Origin of the sequence: Pseudomonas sp. ok272 (assembly GCF_900109995.1) — a bacterium.
In the GTDB taxonomy this organism is placed as follows: domain Bacteria; phylum Pseudomonadota; class Gammaproteobacteria; order Pseudomonadales; family Pseudomonadaceae; genus Aquipseudomonas.
The window spans coordinates 518,355-530,887 of sequence record NZ_FOCB01000002.1 but is presented as its reverse complement, the minus strand read 5'-3'; the positions used below and the strand labels follow the sequence as shown (position 1 = coordinate 530,887).

10 protein-coding genes are annotated in these 12,533 nt (G+C 62.8%); all 10 read left to right on the top strand.

Going from position 1 to position 12,533, the window contains the following annotated elements; all coding sequences use genetic code 11:
• Positions 1 to 67: 67 nt before the first annotated feature.
• The 10 genes from asd (at position 68) to purF (ending at position 12,490) form a co-directional block, all read left to right on the top strand.
• A complete protein-coding gene (gene asd / locus BMW74_RS05415) occupies positions 68 to 1,180 on the top strand; it encodes an aspartate-semialdehyde dehydrogenase (RefSeq protein ID WP_093414669.1) in 1,113 nt (370 codons plus the stop codon).
• Between the two features lie 240 nt (positions 1,181 to 1,420).
• A complete protein-coding gene (locus tag BMW74_RS05410) occupies positions 1,421 to 2,431 on the top strand; it encodes an aspartate-semialdehyde dehydrogenase (RefSeq protein ID WP_093414667.1) in 1,011 nt (336 codons plus the stop codon).
• 207 nt (positions 2,432 to 2,638) lie between these two features.
• A complete protein-coding gene (locus BMW74_RS05405) occupies positions 2,639 to 5,218 on the top strand; it encodes a motility hub landmark protein FimV (protein WP_093414664.1) in 2,580 nt (859 codons plus the stop codon).
• 437 nt (positions 5,219 to 5,655) lie between these two features.
• A complete protein-coding gene (gene truA / locus BMW74_RS05400) occupies positions 5,656 to 6,480 on the top strand; it encodes a tRNA pseudouridine(38-40) synthase TruA (protein WP_175479159.1) in 825 nt (274 codons plus the stop codon).
• 63 nt (positions 6,481 to 6,543) lie between these two features.
• Positions 6,544 to 7,167 (top strand): phosphoribosylanthranilate isomerase, encoded by a 624-nt coding sequence (locus BMW74_RS05395; protein ID WP_093414655.1) that lies wholly within the window; start codon positions 6,544 to 6,546, stop codon positions 7,165 to 7,167.
• Between the two features lie 268 nt (positions 7,168 to 7,435).
• Positions 7,436 to 8,356 (top strand): acetyl-CoA carboxylase, carboxyltransferase subunit beta, encoded by a 921-nt coding sequence (gene accD, locus BMW74_RS05390; RefSeq protein ID WP_093414651.1) that lies wholly within the window; start codon positions 7,436 to 7,438, stop codon positions 8,354 to 8,356.
• Positions 8,353 to 9,660: a bifunctional tetrahydrofolate synthase/dihydrofolate synthase gene (gene folC, locus BMW74_RS05385; RefSeq protein WP_093414648.1), complete on the top strand. Its 1,308-nt coding sequence runs from the start codon at positions 8,353 to 8,355 to the stop codon at positions 9,658 to 9,660. Before accD ends, folC begins: the two co-directional genes overlap by 4 nt.
• Entirely contained in the window at positions 9,644 to 10,285 is a 642-nt protein-coding gene (locus tag BMW74_RS05380; RefSeq protein WP_093414645.1) for an SPOR domain-containing protein, read from the top strand. The genes folC and BMW74_RS05380 overlap by 17 nt, the downstream gene beginning before the upstream one ends.
• A 97-nt stretch (positions 10,286 to 10,382) precedes the next feature.
• A complete protein-coding gene (locus BMW74_RS05375; RefSeq protein ID WP_093414642.1) occupies positions 10,383 to 10,943 on the top strand; it encodes a CvpA family protein in 561 nt (186 codons plus the stop codon).
• A 41-nt stretch (positions 10,944 to 10,984) separates the two neighbouring features.
• Complete coding sequence (purF, locus tag BMW74_RS05370; protein WP_093414639.1) at positions 10,985 to 12,490, top strand: amidophosphoribosyltransferase; 1,506 nt, start codon at positions 10,985 to 10,987, stop codon at positions 12,488 to 12,490.
• Positions 12,491 to 12,533: the final 43 nt, after the last annotated feature.

Genomic DNA, 12,533 nt, shown 5'->3' with positions numbered 1-12,533 from the left:
TCTCGGGCCCGCTGCCGCATTCCACTTCGAAGGCAGCGGCCCACTTTTTAAAGAAGGTGTAGTTGCGATGAAACGTGTAGGTCTGATCGGTTGGCGCGGTATGGTCGGTTCCGTGCTCATGCAGCGGATGCTGGAAGAGCAGGACTTCGATCTTATCGAGCCGGTGTTTTTCACCACGTCCAATGTGGGTGGCCAAGGCCCGTCCGTGGGTAAGGATATTGCTCCGCTCAAGGACGCTTACAGCATTGAAGAGCTGAAAACCCTCGACGTGATCCTGACCTGCCAGGGTGGCGACTACACCAGCGAAGTCTTCCCCAAGCTGCGCGAAGCCGGCTGGCAGGGTTACTGGATCGACGCCGCTTCCAGCCTGCGCATGCAGGATGATGCGGTGATCGTCCTGGACCCGGTCAACCGCAAGGTGATCGACCAGCAACTGGACGCGGGCACCAAGAACTACATCGGCGGCAACTGCACCGTCAGCCTGATGCTGATGGGTCTGGGTGGCCTGTTCGAGGCTGGCCTGGTGGAGTGGATGAGCGCCATGACCTATCAGGCGGCCTCGGGTGCCGGCGCGCAGAACATGCGTGAACTGATCAAGCAAATGGGCGCGACCCACGCCGCGGTCGCCGATCAACTGGCCGACCCGGCCAGCGCCATCCTCGACATCGACCGTCGTGTGGCCGAAGCCATGCGCAGCGACGCGTACCCGACCGAGAACTTCGGCGTACCGCTGGCCGGCAGCTTGATCCCGTGGATCGACAAGGAACTGCCGAACGGCCAGAGCCGCGAAGAGTGGAAGGCCCAGGCCGAAACCAACAAGATCCTCGGGCGCTTCAAGAACCCGATCCCGGTGGACGGTATCTGTGTGCGGATCGGCGCGATGCGCTGCCACAGCCAGGCGCTGACCATCAAGCTGAACAAAGACGTACCGATCGCCGACATCGAAGGGCTGATCAGCCAGCACAACCCTTGGGTCAAGCTGGTGCCGAACAGCCGCGAGATCAGCATGCAGGAGCTGAGCCCGACCAAGGTCACCGGCACCCTGAATGTACCGGTTGGCCGTCTGCGCAAGCTCAACATGGGCACCCAGTACCTGGGCGCCTTCACCGTCGGCGACCAACTGCTGTGGGGCGCGGCCGAACCGCTGCGGCGCATGCTGCGGATCCTGCTGGAGCGTTGATCGCTTGAGGCAATGAAAGAGCCCGCGCCTTGTGAGAGGTGCGGGTTTTTTTATGGAAGAAATGTTGTCAGGCCCGACGCCTTCGCGAGCAGGCTCGCTCCCACAGGGAAATGCGATCAACTGTGGGAGCGAGCCTGCTCGCGAAGGGGCCGCCACAGCCACCACAAGGCCCGGCAGAATTGCCTGCATCCCCACCACCCGGTAAAGTGCCGCTCCCCCCGTTTCGCCTGAGGTAGAACCATGAGCCAGTCCTTTGATATCGCCGTTGTCGGCGCCACCGGTACTGTCGGCGAAACCCTCGTCCAGATCCTTGAAGAGCGCGACTTCCCGATTGCCAACCTGCACCTGCTGGCCAGCAGCGAGTCGGCAGGGCATTCGGTGCCGTTTCGCGGCAAGAACGTGCGGGTGCGGGAAGTGGATGAATTCGACTTCGGCAAAGTCCAATTGGTGTTCTTTGCCGCCGGTCCGGCGGTGACCCTGAGCTTCGCCCCGCGTGCCACGGCGGCGGGCTGCTCGTTGATCGACCTGTCTGGCGCCTTGCCTGCCGCCCAGGCGCCGCAGGTCGTGCCGGAAGCCAACGGGGCGGTGCTGGCGAGCCTGGGCCGGCCGTTCCAGGTCAGCAGCCCAAGTGCCTCGGCGACAACCCTGGCCGTGGTGCTGGCACCCCTGCGTGAGCTGCTGGACCTGCAGCGCGTCACCGTCACCGCCAGCCTGGCCGTTTCGGCCCAGGGTCGCGAAGCGGTCACGGAGTTGGCCCGGCAAACCGCCGAGCTGCTCAACGTGCGCCCGCTGGAGCCGCGGTTCTTCGACCGGCAGATGGCGTTCAACCTGTTGGCGCAAGTCGGCACGCCGGATGCCCAGGGCCATACCGTGCTGGAAAAGCGCCTGGTTCACGAGCTGCGTGAAGTCATGGACCAGCCGCAGTTGAAGATTTCTGCCTCGTGCATTCAAGCCCCGGTATTTTTTGGCGATAGCTTTAGCGTGACCCTGGAATCGGCCCGTGCGGTTGACCTGGCGGCCGTCAATGCGGCGCTGGAGGCGGCGCCCGGTGTCGAGCTGGTGGAGGCGGGCGATTACCCAACGCCGGTGGGCGATGCGGTGGGGCAGGATGTGGTCTACGTGGGCCGGGTGCGGGGCGGTGTCGACGACCCGATGGAACTTAATCTGTGGCTGACGTCCGATAACGTACGCAAGGGCGCGGCACTCAATGCCGTGCAACTGGCTGAGTTGTTGATAAAAGGCCTTGTGTAAAAGATACTTGGCAACAATTTTCAGAATGAACCGGGCTGGGCGCTATGCTTGGCCGGATGCTGTAGGCAAGCCCCTACCCGGGGCTTGTGCATGCATGAGTCAAACGATCGTGCGCGGGCTCCCACGAGGTCGACGCGCAATGCCTTACGGCAGCGGCTATAAATACCTTCTCGCTGGCCGAGGAATGTTCACACAAAGGATGAGGCTATGGTTCAAGTTCGCAAACTGGTGCTAGCAATTGCGGCCGCCTCGGCGCTGTCCTCCGGTATGGCACATGCCCTCGGGCTCGGGGAACTGACCCTCAAGTCGGCCCTGAACCAGCCGTTCGTGGCCGAAATCGAGTTGCTCGATGTCAAGGACCTGACCGCCGCCGAGGTGGTGCCGAGCCTGGCCTCGCCAGACGACTTCGCCAAGGCCGGGGTCGATCGCCAGGCGTTCCTCAATGACCTGACGTTCACGCCGGTGCTCAATGCCAGTGGCAAGAGCATTTTGCGGGTGACCTCCAGCCAGCCGTTGTCCGAGCCCATGGTCAAGTTCCTGGTGCAGGTGATGTGGCCCAATGGCCGCCTGCTGCGTGACTACAGCGTGCTGCTCGATCCGTCCAAGTTCTCGCCGCAAACCGCCGATGCAGCGGCACAGGCGCCTGCCGTCAATGCCCCGGTGACGGGCGCCAGCCAACAACACGTCACCAGCAAGCGTGACACCTTGTGGGAAATCGCCGCCAAGGCGCGTAACGGTGGCTCGATCCAGCAAACCATGCTGGCGATCCAGGCACTGAACCCCGATGCCTTTATCGATGGCAACATCAACCGCTTGAAAACCGGCCAGGTGTTGCGCCTGCCGGACGCCAGCCAGATCACCCGCCTGCCGCAGGGCAAGGCGATTGCCGAAGTGGCGGCGCAGAATGACGCCTGGCGCCAGGGCCGGCGCTCGGTGGCGCGCACCCAGACTCGGCAGCTCGATGCAACCAAGCGTGCGGGTGATGTCGCCGGTGCCCAAGGTCCGGCAAAAGACAGCCTGAGCCTGGTGTCGGCCCAGTCCGGCAAGAACGGCAAAGGCGCGGCGGGTGATGGCAAGGCCCTCAGCAACCAGTTGGCGGTGACCCAGGAAAGCCTCGACAGCACGCGCCGTGAAAACGCCGAGCTGAAGAGCCGCATGACCGACCTGCAAAGCCAGTTGGACAAGCTGCAACGCTTGATCGAACTGAAGAACGATCAACTGGCCAAGATGCAGGTCGAAGGCGCGGCAGGTGGTGCGGTTGCACCTGGCGCTCAAACCGTGGCAAGCCTGCCGGCCGAATTGGTCGCCCCGCCTGCGACGCCAGGCGCGACACCGGCTGGCGAGACCCCGGTTACACCGACGCCGGCGACCAGTGAGCAGCAGAAATACAACGAACTGCTGACCAATCCGGTGCTGCTGGGCTTGATCGGTGGTGGCGCGGTGGTACTGGCCTTGCTGCTGTTGCTGTTGGCCCGTCGCCGCAAGGCCCAGCAGGAAGCCGAGAAGCACGTGCGCATGGCCAAGGCCTTGTCCGAGGACAGCGACGATTACGTCGAAGACCTTGAGCTGCCGCCAAGCAGCTTCGAAGGCCTCGAAGTGCCAGCGCCGGCCGTGAAGCTGGCCGCCGCTCCAGCTCCCGCTCCGGCCCCAGTTGTAGCGCCGGTGGCGATCATGACCGCCCCCATCGCCGCACCGTTGGTCGCACCAGCGGCCGAGCGTTCGGACGACGTGCTGGAACAGGCGCAGTCGCATATCAACGGCGGGCGCCTGAATCAGGCGGCCAGCCTGCTCGAAGACGGTATCAAGCGAGAGCCGCAACGCAGCGACCTGCGCTTGAAATTGATGGAAGTCTACGGGCAGCAGGGCGATCGTGATGCGTTCGTGGCCCAAGAGCGCCAGTTGGTGGCCAACGGCAAGAACTACGCCGAAGTCGAGCAGCTCAAGAGCCGCTTCCCGGCCATGGTGGTCGTGGCGGCCGTCGGTGGGATCGCCGCGGCAGCCGCCGTAGCCGAGCTGGATGCGCAATACGTCAAGGACCTGTTGCTGGACGAGCCACAGGCACCGGCCGCCGACGTGCAGCCCGCCGCGCAAGCCGTGCCAGTCGACGATGATTTCGACAGCGCCTTCGACCTGAGCCTGGATGACCTGGAAGCGGCGTCACCTGCCGTCGTGGCGGCCGGGCCGGATGTTGAGCTGGACGCGTTCCCGTTGGACGATGACCTGAGCTTCGAGTCGGTATTGCAGCAGCAGACCGAGGCCAAGGACGACCTGGCAGACTTCGACCTTGACCTGGGGGGCGACGTACCGGACGCGACCCTGGCCGATGACGAGTTCCTGCTCGACCTGGACAGCGACCTCAAGGACCTGCCCGCACCTGAAGCCGCAGTGGAACCGGAGATGGCGCTGGACGACCTGGAATTGCCCGCCGATTTCGACCTGTCCCTGGCCGACGAAATGGATGCGCCGACTGCCCAGTCGCCAGCCTTTGCCGCTGACCTGGACGATGTCAGTGCCGAGCTTGATCGTTTCGCCGAAGACCTGGAGCACCCAGCCATCGCCGAACCGACCTTCACCGCGCAAGACGCGGCGATCGCGGCAGCGGATGACGAACCTGAGTTCGACTTCCTGTCGGGCACCGATGAGGTCGCCACCAAGCTGGATCTGGCGCAGGCCTACATCGACATGGGCGACAGCGACGGTGCGCGGGACATCCTCGGCGAAGTGATTAGCGAGGGCAATGACAACCAGAAGAGCGAAGCCAAGGAGATGCTCGCTCGTTTGGTGTAACCAACAGCGGTAATCCCTGTGGGAGCGGGCTTGCTCGCGAAATCAGTTTGTCATTCAACCTTGATGTTGAGGCTGGCATCCCTTTCGCGAGCAAGCCCGCTCCCACCCTGGTCCACGGTGAACACCCATCCCGTGTCAGACTCGGATTCCTTGTAGGAGCGAGGCTTGCCCGCGAAGGCGGTAAACCTGACGACATTGATGTTGGATGGACTGGCCGGTTCGCGGGCAAGCCTCGCTCCTACGGGCTCAACCCAGATTCCTGCTCGCGATGGCGGTGACGAGCGGCATGGCTAAGACAGTTGCTCCCACAGCTGTTTGAGGGTGAACAAAAAACACCGCGAACATGGCGTCTCTCGCGCACGGCCTTATAATGCCCGCCTTTGCGTACATCAGCAGGCTGTTACCCCTTGGCAAACATAGACAACCCGGCTGCCGAAATGGCCGCCGACGGCTTTTACCGGATCGCACTGGGCGTTGAATACAAAGGCTCGCGTTATCGCGGCTGGCAGCGCCAAGCGTCCGGGGTGCTCACTGTGCAGCAAACCCTGGAAGAGGCCTTGTCCAAGGTCGCCGACTCGCCCGTGTCCCTGCATTGTGCCGGGCGCACGGATGCCGGCGTGCATGCCTGTGGCCAGGTGGTGCATTTCGACACCCAGGCCGAGCGCTCACTCAAGGCGTGGGTCATGGGGGCCAACATCAACTTGCCCCACGATGTCAGCGTCAGTTGGGCCAGGGTCATGCCGGCGCACTTTCACGCGCGCTACAAGGCAATTGCCCGGCGCTATCGCTATGTGATCTACAACGATCAGATTCGCCCGGCGCACCTCAACCAGGAAATCACCTGGAACCACCGTCCGCTGGATGCCGAGCGCATGGCCGAGGCGGCCCGGCACCTGCTTGGTGTGCATGACTTCAGCGCCTTCCGTGCAGGGCAGTGCCAGGCCAAGTCGCCGATCAAGGAAATCCACCACCTGCGCGTCACCCGCCACGGCAAGATGATCGTGCTGGACATCCGTGCCAGTGCGTTCCTGCACCACATGGTGCGTAACATTGCCGGGGTATTGATGACCATCGGTACCGGCGAACGTCCGGTGGAATGGGCCAAGGAAGTGCTGGAGAGCCGCATTCGTCGGACCGGCGGGGTCACGGCGCACCCATACGGGCTGTACCTGGTACAGGTCGAGTACCGCGAGGAGTTCCCGTTGCCCGAGCGTTACATTGGGCCGCACTTCTTGACCGGTTTCACGGAACTTGACGGCTGACGCCCTCGAATGCTTTTGCTACCATCCGGGACTTTCCCGGATTTGCCCTGAGGTTCCAACGATATGCCAGCCGTTCGCAGCAAAATCTGTGGGATTACCCGCATTGAAGATGCGCTGGCGGCGGTCGAGGCCGGGGCGGACGCCATCGGGTTTGTGTTCTACGCCAAGAGCCCACGGGCGGTCACGGTGCAGCAGGCACGGGCGATTATCGCCGCGCTGCCACCGTTCGTGACCACCGTGGGCTTGTTCGTCAATGCCAGCCGTTGCGAGCTGGGCGAAATACTCGATGCAGTGCCGTTGGATCTGTTGCAGTTTCATGGCGATGAAGTCGCGGCGGACTGCGAAGGCTGGCACCGACCGTACATCAAAGCGTTGCGGGTCAAGGCCGGTGACGATATCGACGCTGCTTGCCGGGCCTATCCGACTGCCAGTGGCATTCTGCTCGACACCTACGTCGAAGGGGTTCCCGGTGGAACTGGCGAGGCGTTTGACTGGTCACTGATACCGGTGGGCTTGAGCAAGCCGATTATCCTCGCGGGCGGGTTGACCCCGGACAACGTGGCGCAGGCCGTCACCCAGGTGCAACCTTATGCGGTCGACGTCAGTGGCGGGGTGGAGCAAGGCAAGGGCATCAAGGATCACGCCAAGATTCACCGGTTCATGCAGGCTGTGCGTAGCAGCCGGTAGCCGATGTGACGGCTGGCAGACTGCCGCCGTCCACACATGCACTGTATAAAGCAGGCAGGCACCGCTTACGGGCGGGCCGAAACCGAAGTGGCAGCCGCATCGCGCAGGTTGTCTGGATGGCTGAGGATACGAGCGTTGCAGGCAGGTCCTGGCGAACAGGCCGACCGTCTCAGCGACGTGATCATCGCCGCACACATGAATTTAGCTCAAGGGCATACGCGGGGCTGCGAACCAGAGCGTTCGGGCGTCGGTACTGGAGAAAGAAAGCATGAGCAACTGGTTGGTAGACAAACTGATCCCTTCGATCATGCGTTCCGAGGTGAAGAAAAGCTCGGTCCCTGAAGGTCTGTGGCACAAGTGTCCGTCCTGCGAGGCGGTGTTGTATCGTCCGGAGCTGGAAAAGACCCTGGACGTTTGCCCCAAGTGCAACCATCACATGCGCATCGGCGCACGTGCACGCATCGATATCTTCCTGGATGCCGAAGGTCGCGAGGAATTGGGCGCCGAGCTGGAGCCGGTCGACCGCCTGAAGTTCCGCGACAGCAAGAAGTACAAGGATCGCCTGGTGGCTGCCCAGAAGCAGACCGGCGAGAAAGACGCGCTGATTTCCATGAGCGGCACCTTGCTGGGCATGCCGGTCGTGGTGTCGGCCTTCGAATTCTCTTTCATGGGCGGGTCGATGGGGGCCATCGTCGGTGAGCGCTTCGTGCGTGCCGCCAACTACGCGCTGGAAAATCGCTGCCCGATGATCTGCTTCGCGGCCTCCGGTGGTGCGCGGATGCAGGAAGCCCTGATCTCGCTGATGCAAATGGCCAAGACCTCCGCGGTACTGGCGCGTCTGCGCGAAGAAGGCATCCCCTTTATCTCGGTGCTGACGGATCCGGTCTACGGCGGCGTTTCCGCCAGTCTGGCGATGCTCGGCGACGTGATCATCGGCGAGCCAAAGGCGCTGATCGGCTTTGCCGGTCCGCGTGTGATCGAGCAGACCGTGCGCGAAAAACTGCCGGAAGGCTTCCAGCGCAGCGAGTTCCTGCTGGAGCACGGTGCGATCGACATGATCATCGCCCGCCAGGAACTGCGTCCACGTATCGGTAACCTGCTGGCCCAACTGATGGGCCTGCCTACCCCCGAGTTCGTTGCCGCGCCTGTCGAAGCCATCATCGTTCCGCCGGCACCTGCCAACCTATGACCGAACGTACCCTTGGCGACTGGCTCGCCTACCTTGAGCAGTTGCATCCGTCAGCCATCGACATGGGGCTTGCGCGCTCGCAAGAGGTAGCGTCCCGGATGGGATTGGGCAAGCCGGCGCCTCGGGTGATCACGGTCACCGGTACCAACGGCAAAGGCTCTACCTGTGCCTTCGTAGCTTCGCTGCTGCGTGCGCAGGGCCTGAGCGTTGGGGTCTACAGTTCCCCGCACTTGCTCGATTACAACGAGCGGGTGCAACTCAATGGCGTGCAAGCCACCGACGAGCAGTTGTGCGAAGCCTTCGCCGCGCTTGAGGCCGGGCGTGGCGAAACGTCCCTGACCTACTTCGAGATGGGCACCCTGGCGGCGTTCTGGCTGTTCGAGCGGGCCAACCTGGATGCCGTGGTGCTGGAAGTCGGCCTGGGCGGGCGCCTGGATACGGTGAACCTGGTGGGCGCCGATGTGGCGCTGGTCACCAGTATCGGCGTGGATCACGTCGACTACCTGGGTGATACCCGCGAATTGGTGGCCTATGAAAAGGCCGGCATTTTCCGCCAGGGCAAGCCTGCGCTGTGCGGTGATCTCAATCCTCCCCAACCCCTTCTGGACAAGGTGCGCGAGCTCAATTGCCCATTTTTCCTGCGTGGGCGCGATTTCGACCTGGGCATCACCGAGCATCACTGGCAGTGGCGCGGCGTCGACTCGCAGGGGCAGGTTATCGAGCTGCGCGACTTGCCGCTGCTCGACCTGCCGATGGAAAACGCTGCACTGGCATTGCAGGCCTATGCGTTGCTGGGCTTGCCGTGGCAGGCCGAACAGCTGGTTGCGGCGCTGCAGGCCACGAAAGTCGTGGGGCGCCTGGATCGCCGCTCGTTCACCTGGCACGGCAAGCGGCTGAACCTGATGCTCGATGTCGGGCACAATCCCCATGCCGCCGAGTATCTGGCGCGGCGCTTGGCGATGCGTCCGGTGCTCGGTCGGCGCCTGGCGGTCTTCGGGTTGCTGGCGGACAAGGATCTTGATGGAGTTGTCGGTGAATTGAGTGGTAGTGTCGAGCACTGGGCGGTGGCGCCCCTCGATTCTACGCGCACGCGCCCGGCGGCGGATCTGCAGGCAGCGTTGCAGCGGGTCGGTGCTTCGGTGACGGCCTATGCCAGCGTGGCCGATGCCCTGGAAGGGCAGAGCGCACAGGCCAGCGAAGACGACGAGATTCTGTTGTTCGGATCATTTTTTTGTGTTGCCGAGGCCCTTCAATGGTTGGCTCGGCGCTCCACGGAGGACGCTGCAAATGGCTTTGCTGGATAACGCGTACAAACAACGGATGGTGGGGGCGCTGGTGTTGGTGGCCCTGGCGGTGATCTTCCTGCCCATGCTGTTCTCCCGGGAGGACGAGCAGCGTCAAGTGGTTGTCCAGGCCCCGTCTGCGCCTCCGGTCCCGGCCCTGCCTCAAGTGCAGGTCGAGCCCGTGGTGGTTCCAGAGCCGCAAGCCCTGCCGCAGGAGCCGGTGCCCACCGATGATGAGATCGCCATGGAGCAGGCGCCCGCGACCCCAGTGCCGCCGACTGCACCTGTCGCGCCGGCCCCGGTGGTCAAGCCGGTAGCGCCGCCAGCGCCCAAGCCAGTGCCTGCGCCAGCCCCCGCGGCGCCGAGCAAGCCGGACACCACGCCCAGTCGCGTCGATGCCAATGGCCTGTCGATCAGTTGGTCGGTGCAACTGGCCAGCCTGTCGAGCCGCGAGAGCGCTGAAAGCTTGCAGAAAACCCTGCGCAGCCAGGGCTACAACGCTTACATTCGCTCGGCCGATGGTAAAAACCGGGTGTTCGTCGGACCGCTGATCGAGCGCGCCGAGGCGGATCGCCTGCGTGATCTGTTGGGCCGCCAGCAGAACCTGAAGGGTTTTGTGGTGCGCTTCCAGCCTGAGCGTGGCTGAAACTCCCGGCAAACATGAAATCCACTGTAAATCGCAGCTTACCGATAGCCATGGGCTCTGCTAAAATGCGCCGCCTTATCCGTCTGTAGGCTGCACTGTGCCATTTACCTGGGTTGACTGGGCGATCGTTGCAATTATCGCCATCTCCGCTTTGATCAGTTTGAGCCGCGGCTTCGTCAAGGAAGCATTATCGCTGGTGACCTGGATCATCGCAGGAGTCGTTGCCTGGATGTTTGGTGGCTCACTGTCCCAGTACCTCGCCGGATACATCGAAACCCCGTCGGCACGCGTGATCGCGGGCTGTGCAATCTTGTTTGTCGCCACCCTCCTGGTCGGCGCAATGATCAATTATCTTATCGGCGAACTGATTCGCGTCACCGGCCTGTCCGGGACCGATCGATTCCTGGGCATGGCCTTTGGCGCCGCGCGTGGCGCGTTGCTGGTGGTCACTGCCGTCGGGCTGTTGAGCCTGGGGCCGGTACAGCAGGACTCATGGTGGCAAGAGTCGAGGCTCGTGCCACAATTTCTATTGGTTGCAGACTGGTCCAAGAACCTCATATTGGGGTGGAGCAGTCAGTGGCTGGCCAGCGGTATCAGCGTACCCGCTGAGATACCGTTCAAGGAACACCTCTTGCCGACGGCCAAAACGCCGCAGTGAGTCGTGTTCAGTTCAGTTTTATTAAGTAGGGGTTGCGTCGCATGTGTGGCATCGTCGGTATCGTCGGTAAGTCGAACGTCAATCAGGCGCTGTATGACGCGCTAACCGTCCTCCAACACCGCGGCCAGGACGCTGCCGGTATCGTGACCAGCCATGACGGCCGGTTATTCCTGCGCAAGGACAATGGCTTGGTTCGTGACGTGTTTCAACAACGTCACATGCAACGCCTGGTCGGCCACATGGGCATTGGCCATGTGCGTTATCCGACTGCCGGCAGCTCAACGTCGGCTGAAGCTCAACCGTTCTACGTCAACTCGCCGTATGGCATCACCCTGGCGCACAACGGTAACTTGACCAACGTTGAACAACTGGCCAAGGAGATTTACGAATCCGACCTGCGCCACGTCAACACCAACTCCGATTCGGAAGTGCTGCTCAACGTGTTCGCGCACGAACTGGCCCAGCGCGGCAAGTTGCAGCCAACCGAAGAAGACGTGTTCGCGGCCGTCACTGACGTGCACAACCGTTGCGTCGGTGGCTACGCGGTGGTGGCGATGATCACCGGCTACGGTATCGTCGGTTTCCGCGACCCGCATGGCATTCGTCCGATCGTGTTCGGCCAGCGTCACACCGACGAAGGCGTCGAGTACATGATCGCCTCCGAAAGCGTTTCCCTCGATGTCCTGGGCTTCACCCTGATCCGCGACCTGGCACCGGGCGAAGCGGTCTACATCACTGAAGAGGGCAAGCTGCACACCCGTCAGTGCGCGACCAACCCGTCCCTGACCCCGTGCATCTTCGAACACGTCTACCTGGCGCGCCCGGATTCGATCATCGATGGCGTCTCGGTCTACAAGGCTCGCCTGCGCATGGGCGAGAAGCTCGCCGAGAAGATCCTGCGCGAGCGTCCCGAGCACGACATCGACGTGGTCATCCCGATCCCGGACACCAGCCGCACCGCGGCACTGGAGCTGGCGAATCACCTGGGGGTGAAGTTCCGCGAAGGCTTCGTGAAGAACCGCTACATCGGCCGGACCTTCATCATGCCGGGCCAGGCGGCGCGGAAAAAATCCGTGCGCCAGAAGCTCAACGCCATCGAACTGGAGTTCCGCGGCAAGAACGTGATGCTGGTCGACGACTCCATCGTACGCGGCACCACCTGCAAGCAGATCATCCAGATGGCCCGCGAAGCCGGCGCCAAGAATGTCTACTTCTGCTCCGCGGCACCGGCGGTGCGTTACCCGAACGTGTATGGCATCGACATGCCGAGCGCGCATGAGCTGATCGCCCACAATCGTTCGACCCAGGACGTGGCCGATTTGATCGGCGCCGACTGGTTGATCTATCAGGACCTGCCTGACTTGATCGAAGCGGTTGGCGGCGGCAAGATCAAGATCGAGCACTTCGACTGCGCGGTGTTCGATGGCAAGTACGTCACCGGTGATGTCGACGAGGCTTACCTGAACAAGATCGAGCAGGCGCGCAATGATGCCTCCAAGGTCAAGACGCAGGTGGTCAGCGAGATCATCGGTCTGTACAACAACTGAGTTTCTACCGGCCCTGAGGGGCCGGTTTTGTATCTATCGGGCT